Origin of the sequence: Agaribacterium haliotis (assembly GCF_002312815.1) — a bacterium.
GTDB classification, from domain to species: Bacteria; Pseudomonadota; Gammaproteobacteria; order Pseudomonadales; family Cellvibrionaceae; genus Agaribacterium; species Agaribacterium haliotis.
On sequence record NZ_NKQJ01000001.1, the window covers coordinates 169,463 to 193,987 of the forward strand.

24 protein-coding genes are annotated in these 24,525 nt (G+C 52.1%); 9 read left to right on the top strand and 15 right to left on the bottom strand.

Annotated features, from left to right (window positions below):
• Positions 1-100 precede the first annotated feature (100 nt).
• A complete protein-coding gene (locus CFK45_RS00795) occupies positions 101-715 on the top strand; it encodes an RluA family pseudouridine synthase (protein ID WP_096084498.1) in 615 nt (204 codons plus the stop codon).
• A gap of 26 nt (positions 716-741) precedes the next feature.
• On the opposite strand, the gene tmk is transcribed toward CFK45_RS00795, so the two are convergent.
• The 10 genes from tmk to CFK45_RS00845 form a co-directional block, all read right to left on the bottom strand.
• Positions 742-1,362: a dTMP kinase gene (gene tmk / locus CFK45_RS00800; protein ID WP_275655662.1), complete on the bottom strand. Its 621-nt coding sequence runs from the start codon at positions 1,360-1,362 to the stop codon at positions 742-744.
• Complete coding sequence (mltG, locus tag CFK45_RS00805) at positions 1,355-2,425, bottom strand: endolytic transglycosylase MltG (protein WP_239923494.1); 1,071 nt, start codon at positions 2,423-2,425, stop codon at positions 1,355-1,357. The genes tmk and mltG overlap by 8 nt, the downstream gene beginning before the upstream one ends.
• On the bottom strand, positions 2,422-3,243 hold the full coding sequence (locus CFK45_RS00810) for an aminotransferase class IV (RefSeq protein WP_096084500.1): 822 nt from the start codon (positions 3,241-3,243) through the stop codon (positions 2,422-2,424). The genes mltG and CFK45_RS00810 overlap by 4 nt, the downstream gene beginning before the upstream one ends.
• Before the next feature lie 13 nt (positions 3,244-3,256).
• Complete coding sequence (gene fabF, locus CFK45_RS00815) at positions 3,257-4,489, bottom strand: beta-ketoacyl-ACP synthase II (RefSeq protein WP_096084501.1); 1,233 nt, start codon at positions 4,487-4,489, stop codon at positions 3,257-3,259.
• 127 nt (positions 4,490-4,616) lie between these two features.
• Positions 4,617-4,853, bottom strand: coding sequence for an acyl carrier protein (gene acpP / locus CFK45_RS00820; RefSeq protein WP_011468112.1), 237 nt, complete (start codon positions 4,851-4,853; stop codon positions 4,617-4,619).
• Positions 4,854-5,015: 162 nt separating this feature from the next.
• Positions 5,016-5,759, bottom strand: a complete 744-nt coding sequence (fabG, locus tag CFK45_RS00825; RefSeq protein ID WP_096084502.1) for a 3-oxoacyl-ACP reductase FabG — start codon at positions 5,757-5,759, stop codon at positions 5,016-5,018.
• A gap of 25 nt (positions 5,760-5,784) precedes the next feature.
• On the bottom strand, positions 5,785-6,708 hold the full coding sequence (gene fabD, locus CFK45_RS00830) for an ACP S-malonyltransferase (protein ID WP_096084880.1): 924 nt from the start codon (positions 6,706-6,708) through the stop codon (positions 5,785-5,787).
• A gap of 61 nt (positions 6,709-6,769) precedes the next feature.
• Positions 6,770-7,798 carry a phosphate acyltransferase PlsX gene (gene plsX / locus CFK45_RS00835; protein ID WP_096084503.1) on the bottom strand — a complete coding sequence of 343 codons (1,029 nt, stop codon included), beginning with the start codon at positions 7,796-7,798 and terminating at the stop codon, positions 6,770-6,772.
• 27 nt (positions 7,799-7,825) lie between these two features.
• Positions 7,826-8,008, bottom strand: coding sequence for a 50S ribosomal protein L32 (rpmF, locus tag CFK45_RS00840; protein ID WP_096084504.1), 183 nt, complete (start codon positions 8,006-8,008; stop codon positions 7,826-7,828).
• A gap of 33 nt (positions 8,009-8,041) precedes the next feature.
• On the bottom strand, positions 8,042-8,572 hold the full coding sequence (locus CFK45_RS00845; protein WP_096084881.1) for a YceD family protein: 531 nt from the start codon (positions 8,570-8,572) through the stop codon (positions 8,042-8,044).
• 96 nt (positions 8,573-8,668) lie between these two features.
• On the opposite strand from CFK45_RS00845, the gene CFK45_RS00850 reads away from it, so the two are divergent.
• Positions 8,669-9,259 (top strand): Maf family protein, encoded by a 591-nt coding sequence (locus CFK45_RS00850; RefSeq protein WP_158224564.1) that lies wholly within the window; start codon positions 8,669-8,671, stop codon positions 9,257-9,259.
• A gap of 34 nt (positions 9,260-9,293) precedes the next feature.
• On the opposite strand, the gene CFK45_RS00855 is transcribed toward CFK45_RS00850, so the two are convergent.
• Positions 9,294-9,698 (bottom strand): diacylglycerol kinase, encoded by a 405-nt coding sequence (locus CFK45_RS00855; protein WP_275655663.1) that lies wholly within the window; start codon positions 9,696-9,698, stop codon positions 9,294-9,296.
• A gap of 225 nt (positions 9,699-9,923) precedes the next feature.
• Between CFK45_RS00855 and CFK45_RS00860 the strand changes: the two genes are divergently transcribed.
• A complete protein-coding gene (locus CFK45_RS00860) occupies positions 9,924-10,850 on the top strand; it encodes a GGDEF domain-containing protein (protein ID WP_096084506.1) in 927 nt (308 codons plus the stop codon).
• Between the two features lie 101 nt (positions 10,851-10,951).
• On the opposite strand, the gene nirD is transcribed toward CFK45_RS00860, so the two are convergent.
• Both nirD and nirB read right to left on the bottom strand, forming a co-directional pair.
• Complete coding sequence (gene nirD, locus CFK45_RS00865; RefSeq protein ID WP_096084507.1) at positions 10,952-11,269, bottom strand: nitrite reductase small subunit NirD; 318 nt, start codon at positions 11,267-11,269, stop codon at positions 10,952-10,954.
• A gap of 13 nt (positions 11,270-11,282) precedes the next feature.
• Positions 11,283-13,835: a nitrite reductase large subunit NirB gene (nirB, locus tag CFK45_RS00870; protein ID WP_096084508.1), complete on the bottom strand. Its 2,553-nt coding sequence runs from the start codon at positions 13,833-13,835 to the stop codon at positions 11,283-11,285.
• Positions 13,836-14,232: 397 nt separating this feature from the next.
• Here nirB and moaA point away from each other — a divergent pair, with 397 nt between their 5' ends.
• Genes moaA through CFK45_RS00890 form a run of 4 tightly spaced genes read left to right on the top strand, consistent with a single transcriptional unit; the run spans position 14,233 to position 17,862 of the window.
• Positions 14,233-15,237 (top strand): GTP 3',8-cyclase MoaA, encoded by a 1,005-nt coding sequence (gene moaA, locus CFK45_RS00875; protein ID WP_096084509.1) that lies wholly within the window; start codon positions 14,233-14,235, stop codon positions 15,235-15,237.
• Between the two features lie 25 nt (positions 15,238-15,262).
• Positions 15,263-15,778 carry a molybdenum cofactor biosynthesis protein B gene (gene moaB / locus CFK45_RS00880; RefSeq protein ID WP_096084510.1) on the top strand — a complete coding sequence of 172 codons (516 nt, stop codon included), beginning with the start codon at positions 15,263-15,265 and terminating at the stop codon, positions 15,776-15,778.
• A 2-nt stretch (positions 15,779-15,780) separates the two neighbouring features.
• A complete protein-coding gene (locus CFK45_RS00885; protein ID WP_096084511.1) occupies positions 15,781-16,986 on the top strand; it encodes a molybdopterin molybdotransferase MoeA in 1,206 nt (401 codons plus the stop codon).
• Positions 16,987-17,007: 21 nt separating this feature from the next.
• Positions 17,008-17,862, top strand: a complete 855-nt coding sequence (locus CFK45_RS00890) for an MOSC domain-containing protein (protein ID WP_096084512.1) — start codon at positions 17,008-17,010, stop codon at positions 17,860-17,862.
• A 13-nt stretch (positions 17,863-17,875) separates the two neighbouring features.
• On the opposite strand, the gene CFK45_RS00895 is transcribed toward CFK45_RS00890, so the two are convergent.
• Positions 17,876-18,832 (bottom strand): Gfo/Idh/MocA family protein, encoded by a 957-nt coding sequence (locus CFK45_RS00895; protein ID WP_096084883.1) that lies wholly within the window; start codon positions 18,830-18,832, stop codon positions 17,876-17,878.
• 172 nt (positions 18,833-19,004) lie between these two features.
• Entirely contained in the window at positions 19,005-19,739 is a 735-nt protein-coding gene (locus CFK45_RS00900; RefSeq protein ID WP_096084513.1) for a hypothetical protein, read from the bottom strand.
• 323 nt (positions 19,740-20,062) lie between these two features.
• On the opposite strand from CFK45_RS00900, the gene ydiJ reads away from it, so the two are divergent.
• Positions 20,063-23,095, top strand: a complete 3,033-nt coding sequence (gene ydiJ, locus CFK45_RS00905; protein WP_096084514.1) for a D-2-hydroxyglutarate dehydrogenase YdiJ — start codon at positions 20,063-20,065, stop codon at positions 23,093-23,095.
• Positions 23,085-24,443: an MATE family efflux transporter gene (locus CFK45_RS00910; RefSeq protein WP_096084515.1), complete on the top strand. Its 1,359-nt coding sequence runs from the start codon at positions 23,085-23,087 to the stop codon at positions 24,441-24,443. Before ydiJ ends, CFK45_RS00910 begins: the two co-directional genes overlap by 11 nt.
• Positions 24,444-24,525: the final 82 nt, after the last annotated feature.

Consider the following 24,525-nt stretch of genomic DNA (forward strand, 5'->3'; position numbering starts at 1 on the left):
TCGTATCGAGGGCTCAGCCCAAATTCAACGAGCCAGTATTTCACAGCCACCGTGCATTCCGAGCAACACACTGAGTTATTGTTACGCCGCGTAAGCCCTTATGAGTATCGAGCTGATCTACGAAGACAAGGATTTACTTGTCGTCAACAAACCCCCCGGCCTATTGTGCGTACCGGGGCTCAGCGACCCGGATAATTTACATCAACGGGTGCAGAACTACGACAAAAACGCCAGAGTTGTGCACCGCTTAGATATGGCAACCTCCGGCCTTGTGATATTTGCACGTCACCACGAAGCGCAAAAAGCCATGGGTAAGCTGTTCGAACAGCGACAAATTGCTAAACAGTATGTCGCCGTTGTACACGGGCAAATCCAGCAGCGCCACGGAGAAATCGCAAGCCCGATGATTTGCGACTGGCCCCAAAGGCCCAAACAAAAAATCGATTGGCTCGAAGGTAAAAAAGCACTCACCCGCTACCAGCGCCTAAAGAGCGACTGCAAAACAACAAGGCTGGCACTTTTTCCCGTCACCGGCCGCACCCATCAATTGCGCCTACACATGTTGCAACTTGGCCACCCGATACTCGGCGATCAGTTTTACCATAGTGACGGCTCAGAGCATGCCTCAGCACGCCTGTTACTGCATGCAGAAAAGCTTAACTTTCAGCACCCCAACGGAAAAGCCATGGCGCTGCTTTGCCCCGCTGCATTCTAAGTAAAACGCTTTACCTTTTGTCCTGGCTAAAACAGGCCCTCGAGCACAGCTTGAATATCAGCCTGAACCTGAACGAGAGGCAGCGATGCGTCAATGACAGCAAAGCGTTCTGGCTCTTGTTCAACACGCGCTAAATAGCCGCGTCGCACACGGTCAAAAAACTCCACTTTCTCACTTTCAAACCGGTCCAGCTCAGCGCGAGCCGAGGCTCTGGCCAAACCAATGCGCGGATCAATATCGAGTAAAATAGTCAGATCGGGTCGCAAGCTGCCCTGCACCAGGTTCTCGAGCTGCTCGATTAGCTCTGTGCTCAAGCCTCGCCCCCAACCCTGATATGCAAAGCTTGCATCGGTAAAACGATCCGACAAAACCCAGCTACCAGCAGCTAATGCCGGCTTAATAAAGGTGTTTAAATGCTGGGCACGAGCGGCAAAAACAGTGAGCAGTTCGGCCGTCTCATCAAATTTCTCATCGCGTTTTTTTAATAGTAATTCACGCAACTCTTCGGCCAAGGCCGTACCGCCGGGCTCGCGAGTAAGCTTAAGCTCTACACCACGCGCTTTTAAAAAAGATGCGATAAAAGCCATATTGGTTGACTTGCCAACCCCCTCGCCACCTTCAACCGTGATAAACAGCGCTTTACTCACTTGTCGCCCCTTGATAATTCGAACGATAGCCCGCCTTGCGCTTGAGCTGATATTCGCGCACCGCGCGGTTGTGTTCATCGAGGGTCGCCGAAAACTGATGCGTGCCATCGCCGCGCGCGACAAAATAAAGCGCATCGCCATCGTCTGGGTGCAGGGCCGCATGAATCGCTGCACGGCCAGGCAGAGCAATGGGTGTTGGCGGCAGACCGCGAATGGTGTAAGTATTGTAAGGCGTCGCTCGGCGCAAATCCGCGCGGGTAATATTGCCTTTGTAGTGATCGCCCATGCCATAAATAACGGTTGGGTCCGTTTGCAAACGCATGCCTTTTTCTAAGCGGCGGACAAAAACCCCGGCAATCTGCTGGCGCTCGTGGGGTGCACCGGTTTCTTTTTCAACAATCGAGGCCATGATCAATGCCTCGTACGAATTTTTATAAGGCAGGTTTTCAGCACGATTTTGCCACTGCTGCTCGAGCTCGCTCTGCATTTTTTTTACCGCGCGCTGAACAATGGAAAGATCGCTATCACCAGCAATAAAGCTGTAAGTATCCGGAAATACCCACCCCTCTAAGTTGGGGTAGTCAAAATTTAAACTTGCATCTAAGGCCAAACTAGAAATGTCATCACTGCGAAAGTCGGCACTGATGGTCTGGCGCAACTTTTTCTTGCCTGCAAGTTCGGCGATCGCCTGCTTGGCCGTCATACCTTCAACAAAGGTCACCGAATACTGGATAACAGCAGAGCTTTGAAAGCGCTTAAGCATGCTCAACGGGCTTTCTCGCTGCGCCAACTCAAATTCACCGGCGTTGACCCAGGCCTGGTTGCTGAGCCGGGCATAGGCCAACCAAAGTTTCGGGCAGGTTAACAAACCTTGCTGTTCGAGCTGTCGCGCCAACCCAGAGAGGCTCTCCCCGGAACTGATGGCGACCAAACGTTTTTCTTCACTGATGCTCTGAGCTGTTGTCAGCCAGTGCCATGCCCAGATGCCGAGCGCCGCTGCGACAAAGATCAACCACAGAACAGCCGCGATCAGCGCCCGAATCAGAATACTTTTTTTACTCAAAGAAATTCCCTGCTAATTCTTTCGCCGAGTTTTTTAACCAACTTATTATTTTTTAAGGCTCGACCGTCAAGTTCGGTTGCACTGACCAAACCATCGATAGCATTGCACAAAAATACCGCGTCGGCTTTGTATAAAAGCTCTTTTTCAAAATCGTGTTGCACACATTCAAAGCCCAGTTGCGGGCCAAAATGCTCTAAAATAGCTGCGCGCATAGTGCCCTGAACACCGCAAAGTTTGAGCTTTGGTGTGATCAGTTTTTTACCCTGCAAATAAAAAAGATTGTGATGCATGGTCTCGACAACGTGACTATCGAGATCGACAAACAAGGCTTCTTCATCTTGCTCAAAACGCTGCTCTAAGCTGGCAAATACATAGTCCAAACGGCTGACGGTTTTTAAACCGAGGGTATCCGTTTTGGTTGACAGTGCCTTAGAAACGCTGCGTAACTTGCGGCCGCCACTGAGCTCACGCGGTTCAAATTCACGCAAAAAAATAAGAATATCCGCTGCACGTTCGCCTTGAGTATAACTGGCTCGAGTGCTTGGCTTCCTGGCCAGGAGAATTTTTATCAGCGCCCGCTCCGCCGGATAAGCCCTCAGCGCTCCATCTAATTGGTTTTGCAGCAGAGCTTCATCCAAGTCGATATGTAAGCGCCTGGCAGAGCGCTGTAGGCGCTGCATATGCCAAGGCCACATCGGCACGCGGTAATTGCTTGCCGAGCGCAGCGTTTCAAAAACTCCGTCGGCATAGATCAAGGCGCGATGATTGGCGATCTCGGCATCGACAATCACACCATTGCGCAGAGCCAGAGCCTTCACCTCTAACGCCCCATCAGATACGGCTAAAAATCAACGAGCCGTTGGTGCCGCCAAAACCAAAGGAATTCGACAGCGCAAGTTCGATATCCATCTCCTGGGCTGTATGGGCGACATAATTTAAATCGCAGCCCTCTTCTGGATTGTCGAGATTAATGGTTGGCGGCGCTACCTGATCGCGCACAGCCAGCACACTAAAAATCGCCTCAACCGCGCCCGCCGCACCGAGTAAATGGCCAATCATTGACTTGGTTGAGCTCACCGCCAATTGGTAGGCGTGATCGCCAAACACGGCTTTAACGGCATCGCTCTCACCTTTGTCACCGGCCGGCGTCGACGTACCGTGAGCGTTAATATAATTTACCTGTGAGGCGTCAATCCCGGCATCGTTAAGTGCGTTTTTCATACTCAGTTGAGCACCGGTGCCCGATGGCAAAGTAATGTGATAAGCATCGCCGCTGGTACCAAAGCCTTTGAGTTCGGCATAAATTTTTGCACCGCGCGCTTTAGCGTGCTCGTACTCTTCAAGTACCAGCACACCGGCGCCATCGCCAAGGACAAAACCGTCGCGATCTTTATCCCAGGGGCGCGAGGCTTTTGCCGGCTCGTCGTTGCGCTTGGACAGCGCGCGCGCCGCGCCAAAACCACCGACGCCAACTCGTGTTGTTGCCATCTCCGCGCCACCGGCGACCATGACATCGGCCGTACCGTAAAGGATTTCGCGCGCAGCCATGCCAATACAGTGAGTACCGGTGGTACAGGCGGTTGAAATTGCCAGGTTGATACCCTGGAAGCCGTAGCGAATACTTAAGTTGCCGCTGATCATATTGATAATGGCGCCCGGCACAAAGAAAGGGCTAACGCGGCGCGGCCCCTTCTCGTGAATGGTAATCGATGTATCTTCAATATTGCCTAAACCACCGATGCCCGAACCAATAATACAGCCCATGCGCGCGGCATTTTCTTCGGTCACTTCAATACCGCTGTCTTCAACGGCCTGAACACCGGCGCTCATGCCATACTGAATAAAGGTGTCGAGCTTGCGAGCCTCTTTGGGGTCGATATAGGGGGAGCAGTCAAAGTCTTTAACGGAGGCGCTGATTTTTGTTGCAAAAGCGGAAGTATCAAAGTGCTCAATTGAGCGAACACCACTGACGCCATTCAAAATGGCATTCCAGGTTTCATTGACGTCGTGACCGACCGCGGTCACCATTCCCAAACCAGTTACGACTACTCTTCTGCGAGTCACAGTGCGTCTCCATTAGCCCAAACAACATCGGGCAAAAATCAAAGGTGTAAAAGCAAGAAAAGCCGCGCTAAATTCATAGGGCGGCTTTTCAGGAGCTTCAACGAAAGAATGACTTATTGGGTAACAATTAAGCCAGGTTTTCGTTGATGTAGTTGATAGCAAGCTGAACAGTGGTAATTTTTTCAGCTTCTTCATCAGGGATTTCGGTCTCGAACTCTTCTTCGAGCGCCATTACCAGCTCAACAGTGTCCAGGGAATCCGCGCCCAGATCTTCAACGAAAGAAGCTTCGTTTTTAACTTCTTCTTCTTTAACGCCCAGTTGCTCTGCAACGATCTTTTTTACGCGTTCTTCAATGCTGCTCATTCTAGATTAACTCCTAATTGTCGTTCTTTGCGAAGCCGAAAGCATTCTCAAGCCGGTTTCGGGCTCATGCGAGAGCGCGCATTTTACCCTATTTTTCCCGAAACTTAAGCAAAACCCTCAACTTTCTTCGCCTTAAGTAAAAAAGTCTTTAATTACAAAGACTTAACACATATACATGCCACCATTCACATGAATAGTTTCACCGGTTACATAGCTCGCATCATCCGACGAGAGGAATTTAACCGTCTTCGCAATCTCTTCTGGCTGACCGAGACGAGCCAAGGGAATCGCGGCCAGCATCGGCGCTTTTTGCTCATCCGTTAATTCACGCGTCATATCGGTATCGATAAAACCCGGCGCCACCGCATTGACGGTAATGTTGCGCGAGCCAACCTCTTTGGCGAGTGAGCGGGTAAAGCCCATAACACCGGCTTTGGTTGCACTGTAGTTTGTTTGCCCGGCGTTGCCCATTTGTCCAACCACGGAGCTGATATTCACAATGCGCCCCCAGCGAGCTTTCATCATGCCGCGCAACACCGCCTTGCTCAGGCGATAAACGGCACTCAAATTAGTATTGATAACATCAAACCACTCGTCGTCACTCATGCGCATCAACAGGTTATCTTTGGTAATACCGGCATTGTTAACCAAAATTTGAGGCGCGCCGTATTTTTCCTGAACCGTTTTTAATAAAGCTGCAACCGAGTCGGCATCGGTTACATTTAAAACCATGCCCTCACCTTCAACCCCCTCTTCTGCAAAGCGAGCTGAAATCGCTGCCGCACCTTTTTCACTGGTTGCCGTGCCGACAACTTTTGCGCCACTTTTGCCAAGCTCGGCAGCGATGGCTGCACCAATGCCTCGACTCGCACCGGTAACCAGTGCAACTTTTGCTTCGAGAGACATATTCCTTCCTCTTAAATAAAGTCTGTTATTCGGCGGCCGCTTTGATCGAATCGAGCGATTCCAGAGCAGCCGTAGCGATATTTTTGTCGATGCGCTTCATCAAACCGGTCAAGACCTTGCCCGGACCACACTCGGCCGCACTGGCAACACCTTTTGCGGCAAGTGTTTGCACACACTCAACCCAGCGCACAGGCGCATATACCTGCTCTATCATCAGCGCTTTAATATTTTCCCCGGAAGCCTCAGTTGCAGCACTTACGTTGTGCACCACAGGGATTTGCGGGTCGGAGAAACTCACCGCCTGCATATCTTCGGCGAGCCTGTCGGCAGCGGGTTTCATCATCTGCGTATGGAAAGGCGCGCTGACCGGCAACAACAGCGCGCGCTTGGCACCTGCCGCCTTGAGCGCTTCACACGCGGCTTCAACACCCTCTTTTTTACCGGCGATTACAACCTGGCCCGGGGCATTAAAGTTCACTGCAGACACGGCATCGTGCTGCTTACAGGTGTCGATAATAACTTGATCATCCAGGCCAATCACCGCCGCCATTGCACCGACACCAACAGGCACAGCCTCTTGCATATAACGCCCGCGAAGCTGAACCAGTTTGACGGCATCTTCGAGCTGAACCACACCGGCCGCCACTAGCGCCGACCACTCCCCAAGACTGTGACCGGCGACAAAGTCAGGGTTTTGCCCCCCCAGTTGCTGCCATACACGAAAAAGCGCAATAGAGCTGGTAAGCAGCGCCGGCTGGGTGTTTTCAGTCAAATTGAGTTTGTCTTCAGGGCCTTGCTGACAAAGTGCCCACAAGTCATAACCGAGCACCTCGGAAGCGGCACTAAACGTGTCGGCAAAACAATCAAACTGCGAATAAAAATCAGCCAACATTCCCACTTTCTGCGAACCTTGCCCGGGAAAGACCAGGGCAAACGTGTTGTCACTCATAAGCAAACTCATTTTCCAAATGTTATCTTTTAACGCGCAAGCAAAACCAACTCAAAGCGAGTCAGCTCTGGCAGTTTCTCGGCAGGCACTGTTTTAGACCGCGCTCCAGCTGAGCTGGCACGTCAAGCTCCACCTGAACCGCAGCGGCCTCGAGGGCCTTTTCCAAACCCAGCTCATCGGCACCGCCGTGACTTTTTATTACCGACTTTTTTAAACCCAGAAACGCGGCGCCATTATACAGAGATGGATTCTTTTTTTTACTCCAGGCCTTCAAAATCGGCCCGGCAATTAACCTGGCAAGACGCCCCGTATACGAAGCGCTGAAATATTCATCAATACTGGCAACCAAGTGGCGCACAAGCCCTTCACTAACCTTAAGCGCAACATTGCCGGCAAAACCATCGCAGACAATCACATCCACACGCCCGCTGTAGAGCTCGTCGCCTTCAATATACCCCTCAAACTGCATGCCGCGACGCTCCTTGCTTAAGCGCCGGGCAGCTTCGCGCACTGCATCGCTGCCTTTGGCGAGCTCGGTACCGACATTGAGCAACGCCACCCTAGGCAAAGCTCGCCCTTCAAGGCGCATCTGTGCGGCACCCATCGCGGCAAACTGCACTAAGTTATCGGCACTACAATTTAAGTTGGCCCCCAAATCCAGCAACAGGCTGCTGCCGGTGCGCGTGGGGATGTTTTTACATATCGCCGGGCGCTTAACGCCATCCAGAGTCTTAACATAGTGCCGGCCAAGCGCCATTAAAGCGCCGGTATTGCCGGCTGAGACACAGACGTCAGCACCGCCACTGGAAAGCGCCTTTAAGGCCAGCGCCATGGACGAGAAACGCTTGTGACGCAAAGCCTGCAGAGGCTCATCGGATGTGGCCACAACCTGGGCGGCATGGCAGATAGAGATGTTCTCGGGCACGGGGCCGAGCTGACAAAGAAAGGTTTCGATTTCATCACTCAAACCAAATAACTTGAGCTGAATCGAAGGCTGGGCGACGGCAAAATTGCGCGCAGCAGAAACGCATGGGCGGGAACCTTGGTCCCCGCCCATAACATCAAAAGCAATGATTGTGTCTTGCGACACAGTCAGCAACTAACAATCAACCGCTAGTTAGTCGTCGCTTTTGCTATCAACAACTTTTTTGCCACGGTAAAAACCGTCAGCACTTACGTGGTGGCGCAGGTGCTTCTCGCCGCTAACAGAGTCGACAGACAAAGTTGCAGTACCCAGCGCATCGTGAGAACGACGCATGTTACGCTTGGAGCGAGTTTTCTTGTTTTGTTGAACAGCCATGGATTCCTCCTGTACAAAATTCGTTGCGGGCGTTTAATGTTTGCCCTTCAAATCCGCAAGTACACTGAAGGGGTTGGCCTTCGTTTCACCTGCTTCATCACCGCCTTCCCCTATACTGAGGAAGTCGGGGTTTAAACAATCGTGCTCGTGTCGGGCAACCACCGGGATATCAAGAAGAATTTCTTCTTCAATGATGTCAACCAGGTCAGCCTCGCCTTCACCGACAACCCAAGGGTCTAAACCCTTGGGCAGGGCCTTGGCTTGAGCCTCATCCCAGACAATGGCAAGCTGCACTGAACGCTCAATATCAAACAGCATCGGCTCGAGACAGCGCTGACATTCGAGCTCGAGCTGAGCCTGAATTAGGCCGCGCAACTCAGGCCTGTTCTGTTCGTCGCGATCAAAGTGTAAAGACACTTTGGCACTGAGCACCCTCAGGGCCAACTCCTGCAAACGAACCAGCTGGTCAAGTGCGATACTGCGCTCAAAACTGGCCTGTGCAGTGGCCAATTTTCGCGGTTCAACCAACTGGGGAAGATGCTGATCTGGGGCTTGCTCCGACATAGGGGCGCGATGATAGAGAAACGGGCCTTGACTGTCAAAACTTCTTATGCAATTAAGGCACTTTTTATTACAAAAGCCGCCCACAGAGCCTTCAACATGCCCAAGCTAATACTCGCCAGCGCCTCTCGCTACAAAAAACAACAGCTACAACAGCTCGGCCTCAGCTTCGAAACAATGAACCCCGACATCGATGAGACACCCTTGGCAGGTGAGAGTGCGCTCGCCCAGAGCCTGCGCCTGGCCAAAGCAAAAGCCAAGAAAATTGCCAGCAAAAACCCGCACAGTTATGTGCTGGGCTGCGATCAAAGCGCCAGCATCGAGGGCCACATTCTCTGCAAACCCGGCAGCCCAGAGAAAGCCAAACAACAGCTACAGCAAAGCTCAGGCAAAGAACTGAGCTTCTTTTCGGGTATCGCGCTTTGCAACCTACAACACGACATCGAGTTTGTCGCGAGCTGCGAAACCGTCGTCAGGTTTCGCCAACTCAACGAAGAAGAAATTGACAACTATATAAAGAAGGAGCCCGCCACCGACTGTGTCGGCGCATTTAAAGTCGAAGCAATGGGCATCCAACTTTTTGATTACGTGCGCAGTGACGATCCAAGCGCCCTAGTTGGCCTGCCACTTATCAAGACGGCCCAACTGCTGCGCCAGGCGGGCATCAACCCACTCGACACACACGACTAGCGCCTTTCAAAACATAAGCCTGCAAAAAAACAAACTAAAAATAGCGAGGCACAAGCAGGGCAAGCCAAACAAAAACACAGAACAGCAAACTGACCAGCACCGCGGCAGAGCCAAGATCTTTGGCCTGCCCGGCGAGCTTGTGATATTCAAAACCAACGCGATCAACCACTGCCTCAACCGCGGTATTTAGCAACTCGACAATCAACACCAGAACAATCGCACCTATCAGCAGCACACGCTCAACCGCCGTTACATCCAACCAAAATGCCAACGGAACAAGCAGCAGCGCCAACACCAGCTCCTGTTGAAAAGCGCTTTCTGAACACAGAGCTAAACGCAGGCCACGATAGGAATAGTACGCAGCCTTATAGATGCGAGTAAAACCCTTATTTTTTTGCAGCCCCTTGGGCAGGGCCGAATGTACGTTTTGATCCTGCACATGAACTCCTGAAGCAATTAACCAGCGTCAAAAGAGCGGCAAAAACCTGCCACCCCCGCAAAACAAGCGGCCGCGCTGGCGACGTAATTTTGACCAGCCAGCCCACAGAAACCACAAAGAAGCGCTAAACAACTGATTTTATTAGTTTTTTATTACAGCTTTATTGTGGCACGCATCTAGCAATGCCCGTCACATAGATCAAAGCAACGATAAAGAGCAACTCGAATGGTGACTTTAGCGAGCAATAAACGCAGCCCAGACAACAAAAATGAGTATAGCGAAGTACATAGCGGCGCACGCCTGGATATCGCAACCCGCCTTAACAGCTCCCTTGACGCAGAAGAAATACTCAAGCAGTTTTTTTCCGCGCTGAATACACTTATCCGCTGTGATGGCCTGCGCTACAAAGACGAAAGCCAACAGGTTGAGTTGCAGATTGGCCGTATGTACTCACACCGAGCCAGCTACCAACTGACCATTGAAGACGATACGCTCGGCGAGCTCTGCTTCGCCCGCCGCAGGCGCTTTGCCGAGGCCGAACTTGTCAGCATAGAAAGTCTGATATCACTGCTTATCTACCCTTTGCGCAACGCCAGAATGTATTTTAATGCCCTGCAGGGCTCTCACGTCGACAGCCTCAGCGGCCTGCGCAACCGCCGAGCCCTGATCAACTGCATGCAACACGAGATCCCCCTGGCCCAGCGCCACAACAAAGATCTCGGTTTGCTCATGCTCGACATCGATCACTTTAAACAAATCAACGATCAATACGGCCACCGCGCCGGCGACCATTGCTTAAAACATTTGGCCAGCCTACTCAAACAAATACTGCGCGCCGGCGACCAAGCTTTTCGCTATGGCGGCGAAGAGTTTGTCATCCTGCTCAGCGAGTGCGATCAACGCAACACCTACTTCTGCGCCGAGCGCATACGCAGCCAGCTTTCGGCAAAAGCAATGGAGATGGACGGTACCAGCATCGCGCTTAGCGCCTCGATTGGCTGCGCCAACCTGGCGCCCGGCGATGACTTTGAAAGGCTGTTTGAACGCGCAGACCAAGCCATGTATGAAGCCAAGAAGCGCGGTCGCAACTGCTGCGTACAGGCGCACAACAAGTACAGCAAAAACGACAAACAAGAAAAAAAGATCGCCTAAAAAACGGCATAAAAAAAGGCAGCCGAAGCTGCCCAACTGGTGCAAATTTAGGAGGAAATTAAATTTGCGTGGAACGCTTTAGAGCTTGCGCCTTGAATACCTCAAGCCGCGAGCTGTACCTTGCCGGCCTCTTCGCGCACGGCGTAAGTTTTCAAACTAACACTGTCGTCTTCGAGGCACTGACCGGTCTCCAGATTAAAGTGCTGCTTATATATGGGTGATGCCACAACCAGCTGCCCTTTAAGATCGCCGAGTATGCCGCGGCTTAATACCGCAGCCTTGGTGAACGGATCAATTGCATCCAGAGCAAACAGCTTGCCGTCAAAGCGGAAGACCGCCACTTGTTCACCGTTTAACAGTGCTCGTACACCCAGGCCGTTTCCGATGTCGGCCGCATCACAAATAGTTTCCCAAGACATAATTTTTCTCCTCTTATGCAGGCTCGACTTCGCTTGACGCATCGACAAACTTAACCACTTCCTCTTCGGTTGCCGGGCGAATTTGTTTTCGCTCCTCAACAAAGTGAACGGTATTGTCATTCGCATCGCTATTCACAAAAGTGCGGAAGCGCTTAACTTTCTCTGGATCTTCGATAGTGGCCTTCCACTCACAGTGGAATTTATCAACAACGCGCTGCATATCGTTTTCAAGGTCTTCAGCGACATTGAGTTTGTCATCGATCACAACAGACTTAAGGTAGTCGAGGCCGCCTTCGAGGTTATCCATCCATACCGAGGTGCGCTGCAGGCGGTCGCCCGTGCGAATGTAGAACATCAATACACGGTCGATATATTTGATCAAGGTCTCATCATCAAGGCCACCGGCAAACAGATCGGCGTGGCGAGGCTTCATACCGCCGTTACCGCAGACGTAAAGGCTCCAGCCAGTTTCAGTTGCGATAACACCGATGTCTTTGCTCTGAGCTTCAGCACACTCACGGGTACAGCCCGAGACAGCAAACTTCAGCTTGTGAGGTGCGCGCAGCCCCTTGTAGCGCTCTTCGATGCGAATAGCCATGCCGACAGAGTCGAGAACGCCGTAACGACACCAAGTAGAACCGACACAGGATTTAACCGTACGAACAGACTTACCGTAGGCCTGACCGGTTTCAAAACCGGCGTCGATCAATTCTTTCCAGATCAGCGGCAGTTCGTGCTGCTGAGCACCAAACAAGTCGATACGCTGACCACCGGTGATCTTGGTGTAGAGCTTGTATTTTTCAGCGACCTGACCGAGAACAATCAGCTTCTGAGGAGTGATTTCACCACCCGGGATACGAGGAACGATGGAGTAAGTACCGTTCTTCTGCATATTGGCCATAAAGTAGTCATTGGTATCTTGCAGGCCGGCGTGGCTGCCTTCGAGAATGTAGTCATTCCAAAGCGAAGCCAGCATATTACTGACAGTCGGTTTACAGATATCACAGCCGTGACCTTTACCGTGCTTCTCAATCAGCTCTTCAAACGTGCGAATCTGACCGATACGAATCAGGTCGTGCAGCTCTTGGCGGGTGTAAGCAAAGTGCTCACAGATGTCGGTGTTTACTTCAACACCTAAGTTTTCGAGCTCGGCATTCATAACCTGAGTGGCAAGCGCCACACAGCCGCCACAACCGGTGCCAGCTTTTGTTGCCGCCTTCACATCACCTATGGTGTGTGCGCCCTCTTGAACGGCGCAGCTGATTTGCCCCTTGGTTACTTCATAACACGAGCAGATTTGCGCAGAATCAGGCAGAGCATCAACACCCATACCGACCGCAGCAGCATCGCCGTCAACGGCGGGAAGAATCAGGGCTTCAGGGTTTTCAGGCAGCGCCATACCGTGCACACACATCTGCTGCAGCGTACCGTAGGCCTCTACATCACCGATCATCACGGCACCCAGCAGGGTTTTGCCGTCTTCACTGACGTTAATGCGCTTATAGACTTCATTTACCGTGTCTTGATAAACAAAGTTTCGGCAGCCAGGCGTGCGGCCGTGAGCATCGCCAACAGAGGCAACGTCAACACCGAGCAATTTCAACTTGGTGCTCATATCTGCACCTTCAAACTGCTCGGAACCACCAGTTATATGGCTCAGGGCAACTTTTGCCATTTGATAACCAGGGGCCACCAAACCGAAGATCTTGCCATCCCACAGGGCACATTCGCCGATGGCGTAGACGTCGCTTGCAGAGGTCAGGCAGTTGTTATCAATAACGATACCGCCGCGCTCGCCAATTTTAATATCGAACTCACGCGCCAGTTCATCTTGCGGGCGAATACCCGCCGAGAACAAGATCATGTCCGTTTCAAGGAAAGAACCGTCGGCAAAGTTCATGCGGTAGCGCGCATTTTCGCCGGCAACAATTTCTTTAGTGTTCTTTTCGGTATGAACCTGCACATCCAGCGCTTCGATTTTGCTGCGCAGCAGCTCACCGCCGCCCTCGTCCAATTGCACGGCCATTAAGCGCGGCGCAAACTCAACCACGTGAGTTTGCAAACCTAAATTCTTCAGTGCGTTCGCCGCTTCAAGGCCAAGCAGACCACCGCCAACAACCACACCGGTTTTACTTTCTTTGGCAGAGGCAGTAATGGCTTCCAGATCTTCAATAGTGCGGTAAACCAGACAGTGCTCTTGATCTTTACCCGGAATTGGTGGAACAAAAGGATATGAGCCGGTAGCCAGCACAAGCTTGTCGTACGCCTCTTCACGGCCACTGGCGGTTACAACTTTCTTAGCGCTGGTGTCGAGAGAAACAACCTTGTCATTCAACACATAATTCACACCGTTTTCCTGATAATAACCTTCAGAGGTCAGCATCAGATCTTCCGCGGTTGAGCCAGAGAAATAGGCACTCAACTGCACGCGGTCATAAGCTAAACGGGGCTCTTCAGAAAACGTGATAACGTCATAGTTATCGGCATCTTCGTGGTTGATCAAGTTGTCGATAAACTTGTGACCAACCATGCCGTTACCGACAACAACAATTCGTTGTTTACTCATAGGTTTGCTTCCTCAATTCAACACGCACCAGTGTTTTAATCATTCTTACTCTTCAACCCTTATGGTGCACTGTTTAGTTTTTATCTCACCAAGGCGAAGGCCGCGAAGCATATTGCAAAAGCGTTACCAAAACCACATCAGCAGGCAAAGTTTTTTCACTTACTGTTCTAAATCAACAAGTTACAATTAAAAACAACAAAAACACAAAGCCAGTATCCGAGCCACAAAAGCCAAAAAATCGCACCAACAACGATCACGACGCACCAAATGCAACCCCACCCAAAAGCAAGCAAACAGCCACCCCAGATCAAAAAATAGCCAGATCAACCAGCTTGCACCAAAATGAGACACAACTTTTAGATAGCTCTAAAATGGCACCGAGCTATAATGCGCCGCTATGGACAAACATACTGAACTTACTGATCGCTTCGGACGCAAGGTCAGCTACCTGCGTCTGTCAGTGACCGATCGCTGCGACTTTCGCTGTACCTACTGTATGGCAGAAGATATGCGCTTCCTGCCGCGCAAGGAATTGCTGAGTTTTGAGGAGTTGCTGTTAGTCGCCGAAGCGTTTTGCTCACTTGGTGTCGAGAAGATCCGCATTACCGGCGGTGAGCCACTTATACGGCGAGACATCGTGCCATTGTTGGCTCGCATGCGTCAGCTGCCAGGCCTGCGCGAGCTGAGCATGACAACCAACGCCTCACATTTGGCCGACTGCGCTGCCGAGTTAAAAGCTGGTGGCCTCGACCGCATCAACATCAGCCTCGATTCACTCAACCCGGAACGCTTCAAAACGCTGACCCGACACGGCGACTTAGCGACCGTGCTCAAAGGTATTGATGCCGCTCGCAAGCAGGGTTTCAAACGGCTCAAAATCAATAGTGTCGCGCTGAAAAACTTTAATTTTGACGAAAGCTGCGAGCTTGCAATGTTTGCGCTTGAGCGCGACATGGACATCAGCTTTATTGAAGAAATGCCGCTCGGTGAAATCACCAGTCACGCCCGCGATGTCGAGTTTGTCTCCAGCGCCGAACTGCGCGAGCAGCTTAGCAAGCAGTTTGAGCTCAGCCCCGTTGATGAGCGCACAGGCGGCCCCTCTCGCTACTGGCAAGTAAACGGCTATCGCGCACGTATCGGTTTTATTTCACCGCACAGCGAAAACTTCTGTGCCAGTTGCAACCGCGTGCGCCTAACCGCATCCGGGCGCCTGCTGCTGTGTCTGGGCAACGAGCACAGCGTCGATTTGCGCGATGTTGTGCGAAGCTGCGAACCGGGTCAACAACTGCAGGCTTTGCAACAGGCCATTCGCACATCGATGCAAAATAAACCAGAAAAACACCACTTTGATTTAAACGAAGCGCCGCAAGTTTTGCGCTTTATGAATGCGACCGGCGGTTAAAGCACCTGGCGCTTAAGGAAAAACGATGAGCGAAAAATTCGAACAATTTATTCCACTGAATATTGCAGTATTAACCATCAGCGACAGCCGCAGCTTTGCCAACGACACATCCGGCGACGCCTTACAACACGCCGCCGAGCAAGCCGGGCACAACGTTGTCGCACGAGAATTAATCAAAGATGATATCTACCATATGCGCGCCGTGGTCTCGCAGTGGATTTTTGACGACAACAAACAAGTAGTGCTTATAACTGGCGGAACAGGTTTTGCCGGGCGCGACTCGACACCCGAAGCTTTGCGACCGCTGTTTAACAAAGAAGTTGAAGGTTTTGGTGAACTGTTTCGCCAAGTCAGCTACGACGAAATAGGCAGCTCAACCATACAGAGCCGCGCGACGGCAGGCCTCGCCAACCAGACCATCGTTTTCTGCCTGCCCGGCTCCACTGGTGCCTGCCGTACGGCCTGGGAAAAAATTATCGTCGAGCAGCTCGACAGCCGTCATCGCCCCTGTAATTTTGTCGGCCAACTAATTAAAAAATAATTATGCTGGAATTTGAACAAGCCTTGCAGGCGATGCAAGCCGAGGGAAAAAAACTGGCTCTCAAATGCAGCGAAGAGCAAACACTTGAGCTCGCCCTCGGCCGGATATTAGCAAAAGATATTTATTCGAGTATCGATGTGCCGCCAGCCGACAACAGTGCGATGGATGGCTGGGCATATCGCCGCGAAGATTTAGGTACGGAGCCGGGAACCCTGCAAGTCAGCCAGCGCATCGCTGCCGGCGACAAAACCAAACCGTTAGCGGCAAATACAGCGGCCCGTATTTTTACCGGCGCGGAAATTCCACCCGGCGCCGATACCGTGGTTATGCAAGAGAACTGCAGCTGGCGCAACGACAGTGAAGTCAGCATTAATAAACTCGACAAAATAGGCGCAAATATTCGCCGCCGAGGTCAAGATATTCAACAAAACAGCCTGGTGCTCAAAGCGGGGTTAAAGCTCGATGCGCGCCATCTTGGCTTGCTCGCCTCGATAGGCGTCGCCAAAGTAGAGGTTTTTCGAGCACTGCGTGTTGCTCTGGTCAGTACCGGCGACGAACTAAAACAAGCGGGCTCGGGCGCACTCACGCCGGGGCAAATATATAACAGCAACGGCCCCATGCTTGAGGCCTACTGTCGGGATCTCGGCTGTGAGATTGTCAAAAACATACACGTTGGCGACAATCTCAAAAGCACAGAAAAAGCGTTTAAAGAAAGCGCTTTAGATGCAGATATAATTTTAAGCTGCGGTGGTGTTAGCGTCGGCGAAGAAGACCATGTCAAACAAGCTCTGGAAAATCTCGGCGAACTCGACTTTTGGAAAATACGCATAAAGCCAGGCAAACCTCTTGCGTATGCGCGCCTGCCTAAACAAGACGGCCGCACCTGCGCTTTTGTAGGGTTACCCGGCAACCCGGTCTCGGCTTTTGTTTGCTGCCACCTGTTTGCGGCAACGTTAATGCGCGCGATGCAAGGCCGCCAACACTGCCTGCCAGAGCGCTCTTACGCCAACACTAACTTTGCTATTGATATGAGCGGCAAGCGCCCGGAGTTTATTCGTGTCAAACAGACAGAGCATGGGCTCGAACGCTTTAACAATCAGAGCTCCGGTGTTTTGTCTTCGCTCGCGTGGGCCGACGCGCTCGCCTTCGTTCCCGAGCAACAAAAAATCGATCGCGGCCAGAGCTTGCAAATCTTTGCGCTGCCATAAAAACACCATCGAGGGCCTATTGTGCCAAGCATCCGTATCGAATCCCTGTTTGTCTACCCGCTAAAATCCGCTGCAGGAAAGCAAGTGCAACAGGCAACACTTAAACAAACAGGTTTTGAGCAAGACAGAAAATGGATGCTCGTCAACCAACACGGTCGCGCCCTGACCCAACGCCAGCACCCGAAACTTGCTTTAATTCAAGCTGAGCTACAAAACGGCCAGCTTATTTTAAGCTTTCCCGCTGGCGACCAAGTCACGCTCAACAAACAGCAACTGGAAGACGAAATAGAGGTCAGCCTGTGGTCCGATACCGTCTTAGCGCGCCGGATCGGCGGGGCCAGTCATCGCCAGCTTATCAACTTGCTCAAACCGTTTGTTGAAACAGATACAGCCGGCGTTGAGCTTGTTTATTTTGATCAAGACAAAATACGCACGCCAGCCAAACCCGAACGCTTTGGCCTGAGTGCTCGCCACTTTGCCGATGCAGCCCCCTATCTCGTGTGCAATCAGGCCTCGCTTGAACAGCTAAATAGCAAACTTAAGCACGGCGGCGAAAACGATGTCGATATGCGCCACTTCCGCCCCAATATTGTCGTCAGTGGCCTGCCCGCATTTGCTGAACACCAATATAAAAAAATGACCTTGAAAAACGGCGCCGTGCTTGAGCTGGTTGATCACTGTGAGCGCTGCGTGATGATTACCGTCGACCCAGATTCAGGTATCAAACATAAAAACCAGGTACCGTTTAAACAACTGGCAAGCCTGAACGCCATGCCAGATAAAAAACACGCACCGGCCTTCGGAGTGAACTTGCGCCTGGCCGACGGCTGCGACAATCTAGTTATTCAACAAGGAGATATACTAGAACTGCAATAGTGGGCACCAGACGCTAAAACAGCGCCTTAATCTGCTCCATTTGTGTTTGCAGCAGCAAGCTAAGCTTGTGTGGCATCACTGGGCTTTCGAGCTGCTTATCGAGTACCAGCTTAGAAAAATGCCGCGCTTCAAATTCATAACCTAAACTCTTGCGCGGATCCTGATACTGTTCAACAACCGTATCCAGCTCATATAAAAAACAGCTCGACGCACGACAAGCATCCGGGATAACAATGCGCCCGCGATCGCCAATAATGTAAGCGGCATTTTCCAGCCGACACTGAAATGACGACGCTAAATTCACCTGTGCACCCGCCGATCGCGCCATCAAAACCACATCGTCGTCGACACCGTTGTCAGCCAGGTGGGCGCGAACATACATATCTCTGAGCGTGTCACCACTAAAATAATGGCAAATTGCCAGCGGATAAATGCCCATATCCAACAGCGAACCGCCGGCAAGCTCGGCGGCGTATTCACGGCTGTTGGGGTCGTAGGGCATGGGATAACCAAAATCAATTTTTATATGCTTTAGCTGGCCTATCTTGCCGGCATCAAACCATGACTTGGCTTTTTGCAGGGCCGGTAAAAAATAGGTCCACATAGCTTCCATCAACAGCAGGCCGCGTTCACTGGCAATGTCCGTCAAGGCCTTGCACTGCTCAGAACTAATGGTCAGAGGCTTTTCACACAAGACATGTTTACCCGCCTCGAGGGCCGCTTTGCTGTGCTCAAAATGAAAACTGTGAGGGCTCGCCACATAGATCGCATCGATCTGCTCATCATTAAACAATGCATCGTAGCCCTCGTAGGCCTTGGCGATATTAAAATCTTGGGAAAATTGCTGCGCGTCACTCAGGCGCCTCGCCGCGACCGCGGCCAGCTGCGCATTTTCAACATACTGAAGATCACTGGCAAATTGCCGAGCGATTCGACCACTGCTTACGATTCCCCACCTTATTTTTTTCATTTTTATTTCACACCTTTTTAAGCAAATAAATAGAGCCCGACGCGGGGCCAAAGCCAGCGCATTTAAAATGCTCAGCACACGTAAGCGAACTTAGCGCAGCCTCGAAAAAAGATCATAACACTCAAACATAAATCAAAGATCTGCGCATAAACAAACTTGAGCAATTATCTTTTTAAGCTGAGAAATAACGCTTGATTTTGCTATTGGTCAGGCTGAAGAAATAGACAAGGCGCTGTGCGTAGCTGGGCTTTTTCCAGCGCGCGCGGATAATTGAGTAACCGGGTTCTTGCTCTGTCTCGTCGGCAACAATCCAGCATTTAATCTGCTCCAAACGCAGAAAATGCAAAATGCCTGCATAGGCCCCTAAATTAAACTCGGTAATAAATGCGCTGTGCTTCACCCCCGCAACGTAGTCCGCTCGTACAATCGCCGCTTCATCGTCGATATAGCGCAGGGAAACATGCTTCGTTTGATTAAAGTGCGCGTTAATCTGTGCCGCCCGCGCCAGGGTTTTGTTTACCCCAAAGCGCTGCAGCAGCGACATCAACAGCGCTTGGTTGGCGCGCCCGCCATAGTTCATCGCATAAAAGCCCAGCTCATAGGCATCGACGCCCTCGCGCTCAAGATTGCGATACAAACGCTGCATAAGGCTATTGGGCACCCAGTTGTCTGCGTTTTCAAAAAACGCTAAATCGAGCGCCTTGCCGCGATAACAGTAGTGAAGGGATTCGAGCTCGGGCGCGACAAGTAAGCCTTGAAACACTCTGCTCAAAGCCGCGGGCCCCATATGCTCGCGCACAAACGCAATAATGGCGCGGCTGGTTCGGGCGCTAATCCTAGGCTCATCCATTACACTGAGCTCAAGTTTAGTGGCGGCAAGTTCAGTACTCGCTAGCTGACTATCCATAGACACTGCTGGCTCTCAAAGGGTTATCGGCTCAATAACGAATACATTCTAGATAATAGAACGGGTGTTTGAATACTTAACGAGCGTGTTTTCACTCAAATAAACAAGACAAAAGCTAACCGAGCGGCAAAGCTGTCGCCTTTCAGCCCAACTGAACTCACTTTTGCCCGGCACCCGTGCCAAAAACTATAAGACCAGCAAGCCGTAGCGGGCTAGCCGTGCAAAGGCTAAAATAGCGCGCTAATTAAGCTCTTAACTATGTTTCACTTGCTATCTCTTTATCTCAGCGCAGAGCAAAGCTCTGCCCGATGCATTAGGCCCTCATGATCAAACAACTCGCTCAGTGCGCCACCGTCGCGCCTTTGTACCAAGACTTCCTCAAGCAACTGCAAACTCAAGGTTTCAGCGGTGATCTCAGTCACGATTACGCTGAGCGCTGCGCCCAGGCCACTGACAACTCTATTTATCAACGCCTGCCGCAAGCGACGCTGTACCCGCGCGGCATTGATGACCTGCAAATACTGACCCGGCTGGCCGCGGAGAAAAACTTTCGCGATATCGTACTCACAGCCCGCGGCGGCGGCACGGGAACCAACGGCCAAAGCCTAACAGATGGCATCGTTGTCGACCTTAGCCGACACATGAACCAAGTACTCGAGATCAACGCAGCTGAAGGCTGGGTGCGCGTACAAAGCGGCGTTGTGAAAGACCAGTTAAACGCGGCGCTCAAAGCCCACGGGCTGTTTTTTGCGCCGGAGCTCAGCACCAGCAACCGCGCCACCATCGGCGGCATGATCAATACCGACGCCTCCGGTCAGGGCTCGTGCCTTTATGGTAAAACGCGCGATCATGTGCTCGAGCTGCACACCGTGCTGCTCGGCGGCGAAGTGCTGCACAGCCAGGCGATTGAACAGCCGCTGCTCGACAGCATCAGCGAACAGCAAAATCGCAGCGGCCTGATTCACCGCCTGTGCCACAGTATTTATCAAGAACACAAAGAAAAGATCGACGCGAGTTTCCCGCCTCTGAATCGCTGCCTCACCGGCTACGATTTAGCGCATATTCACGATGAACAGGGGCTGTTCAACCTCAATAACATTCTCTGTGGCTCAGAGGGCACGCTCGGTTTTATCGCCGAAGCCAAGCTCAATGTACTGCCAATACCAAAGTGCTCGGCATTGGTTGTAGTCAAATACGCCGATTTTGAAGCCTCACTGCGCGACGCCCCCGAGCTTATGCAAACCGGGCCAACCAGCATTGAAACCATCGACTCAAAAGTGCTTAATCTGGCGATGCAGGACGTCAGCTGGACCCAGGTTGAAGAGTTTTTTAACGGCGATAACGCAAGTCAAGTTCAGGGCATCAACTTGCTTGAGTTCAGCGCCGACTCCGAGGCCGAGCTTGAGCAGAATATGGCAACACTGCTCAAGCAGCTCAAAAGCAATAAACTCGAGCGCCCCATCGGCTACGCCCTGGCCATGGGTTCAGACGCGGTCAAACGCATTTGGGCCATGCGCAAACTCGCCGTAGGCCTGCTTGGCAATGCCAAAGGCGAAGCGCGCCCGGTGCCTTTTGTAGAAGATACCGCCGTGGCCCCGGAAAAGCTCGCCGATTTTATTATGGCGTTTCGCGCTATTCTCGATCGCCACCAACTTCAGTACGGTATGTTTGGCCACGTCGATGCCGGGGTGCTGCACGTGCGTCCAGCTCTCGATATGAAAGACCCCGAACAGGAACAGCTGGCCTGGAAAATCAGCGATGAAGTCGCCGCACTTTGCCAGGAATACGGCGGCCTGCTTTGGGGCGAGCACGGCAAAGGCCTGCGCTCGGCCTACGCCCCTGAGTTTTTTGGTGAGCTCTACCCCGAGCTGCAGCGCATTAAAGCCGCTTTTGACCCGTTTAACCAACTTAACCCCGGCAAAATTGCCACGCCCAACGAAGGCAGTGAGCTGATTAAAATCAACGAGGTAACAACGCGCGGCCAACACGATAGGCAGATCGAAAAAGAAGACTGGCAGCGTTTTGCCAGCGCCGTCTACTGCAACGGCAACGGCGCCTGTCACAACTGGAATTTCCACGATGCGATGTGCCCGTCCTACAAAGCCACCCGCAAGCGCACCGAGAGCCCCAAAGGCCGCTCTTCGCTGGTGCGCGAGTGGATGCGCCTGCAAAATAATGAAGGCGTGAAGCTCGACAGCGAGCTAAAAACCAGCGCTTTGGGCTCGCTGCTTCGCCTGCCCCAACGCGCCTGGCACAGCCTGCGTAAAGCCACCGGCAGTGAAGACTTTAGCCACGAAGTTTACGCCAGTATGAGCACCTGCCTGTCGTGTAAGAGCTGCGCCGGCCAGTGCCCAATAAAAGTCGACGTGCCCGATTTTCGCAGCAAGTTTTTAGCGCTGTACCACACCCGCTATCTGCGCCCGCTCAAAGACTATCTTGTCGCCAGCCTTGAAAGCATGCTGCCGGTGATGGCCAAAGCGCCGTGGGCCTACAACCTAGTGATGGGCAACTTTGCAGTGAAAGCCCTACTTAAACACGGTGTGGGCTTTGTCGACGGGCCGATGATCAGTCGCAGCGCCAGCGCCGACAAACGCCTGCCGAGCGCCAATTTAGAGGCTCTCAACAAGCTAAGTGGCGAACAGAAACAGCGCAGCCTGATCTTAGTGCAAGATGCCTTCACCCGGTATTTTGACGCCGGCATGGTCAACCAGCTTGTCGACACACTCGAGGCCCTCGGTTTTAAGGTGTGGCTGGCGCCGTTTAAAGCCAATGGTAAACCGCTGCATGTGCACGGCTTTTTGCAGGCATTTAGCAAGTGCGCAGAAAAGAACATGGCCATGCTCAAACAGCTTCAGCAAAGCGGTGTTGCATTAGTTGGTATTGACCCGTCGATGACTCTGACCTACCGCTCCGAATACCCCAAAACCATCGGCACTGAAAAATGCGTTGAGGTGCAGCTGCTGCAGGAGTTCTTATTTGCGCGTTTAGATTTATTGCCAAAACTAAGCCTGCCGAGCACGCAAAACCGCAACTACGTGTTACTGCCACACTGCACCGAAAAAACCAATGTCGGCAGCTCAAATAAACAGTGGCAGGCCGTATTTGAGCAGCTCGGTTTGCAGCTGACAATTCCGGCGCTCGGTTGCTGCGGCATGGCCGGCACCTTTGGCCACGAACAGCGCAACCGCGAACTGTCCACGCAGATCTATGACTTAAGCTGGCGCAACGCCGTTGCCAACAACGACGCAGGCCAGCTTCTGGCGACTGGATACAGCTGTCGCTGCCAGATCAAACGCGAACAACAGGTCCAGGTTCAACACCCTCTGGCGGCACTGAGCTCGCTTTTTGAAAAGTAAACTAAACCTACACAGCTTTGACCTGCGCCGAGCCTTGAGCCTGGCCTGGCCGATCAGCTTGCAAGGTGTGCTGACCAACCTCATCAGCATTGTCGATGTCGCCATGGTCAGCCATCTGGGCGACACCGCAGTTGCCGCTGTCGGCCTCGGCAACCGCTATCAGTTTATGCTGATGGTGATATTGCTCGGCTGCGCCTGGACCGTCGGCGTGCTCAGCGCGCAGTATTACGGCGCCGGCCAGCAGCAGCGCATACGCAGCACCATTATTCTGGCAACGGCCGTGGCCCTGTGTGGCCTGCTACCGGCACTTATACTGACTTGGCTGTTCTCCGCCAACATCATCGGCCTCGGCGGCGAGCAGATAGATTTTATTAAACAGGGCAGCCTGTATATCAATATCTGCGTGCCCAGCTTAGCCTTTGTCGCCGTCGTCCTGGTGTATGAAAATGCCGTGCGCGCGCTTGGCCAAAGCAAACTGCCGTTAGTTTTTAGCGCGAGCGCCATCGGCCTCAACATCGTTTTAAATTACTGGTTTATTAACGGCGGCTGGGGGCTGCCTGCCATGGGGGTGGCCGGCGCGGCGTGGGCAACACTTGTTGCGCGCTTAATACACGCAGCTTCACTTGTGCTGTATTTACAATTTTCTCAACACCCGCTTGCCCTGCGGCGCATCGATTTTAAATTCGAAAGCAGGCAGGCCAGACACATTATCAGCATGGCCGCACCGATGATGGGCAGTTTTGGTGTTTGGGCCGTTGGCATCTTTGTCTACCAGCTTATTTACGGCAGCATGGGCACCAGTGAGCTTGCCATTATTAGCATGCTGACGCCAATCGAAGCTATTTTTCTTGCGCTGTTTTTTGGTTTGGCTTCGGCCTGTTCGATTTCCATTGGCCAGTTGCTCGGCGCCGATAAATTTGAACAAGCCCGCCTTTACGCCAAAGCTTTTTGCATGATGAATATCGGCATCGCAGTGTTGCTCGGCGCCCTACTGTATATCGCTGCGCCGCTTGTGCTGCTGCCGTTTCAACATATGCCAGCAGACAGCTTGCTGCGCGCCAATGATTTAATGCTAGTTATCGCCCTGTTAAGTTGGCTGAAGGTCAGCAACATGACTCTGGCTATGGGTATATTGCGAGCCGGCGGCGATAACACCATCGTAATGTGGATAGATGTTGTCGGCATGTGGTTAATCAGCCTGCCGCTTTGTGCCTGCGCAACATTTTTATGGAACTGGCCGCTGTTTTGGGTTGTCTTATTATCCTATTCAGAGGAACTGAGCAAAGCTGTGTTGTTTACCCTGCGTGTAATTCAGGGTCGCTGGCAACGCAACTTAAGCCATCACTAAAAGCCACCATTAATCGCCACCGCTGATACACAAGCATCGGCAAAACAAGGCAGCGCAGTGAACACGTGCAGCCAATAAGGCC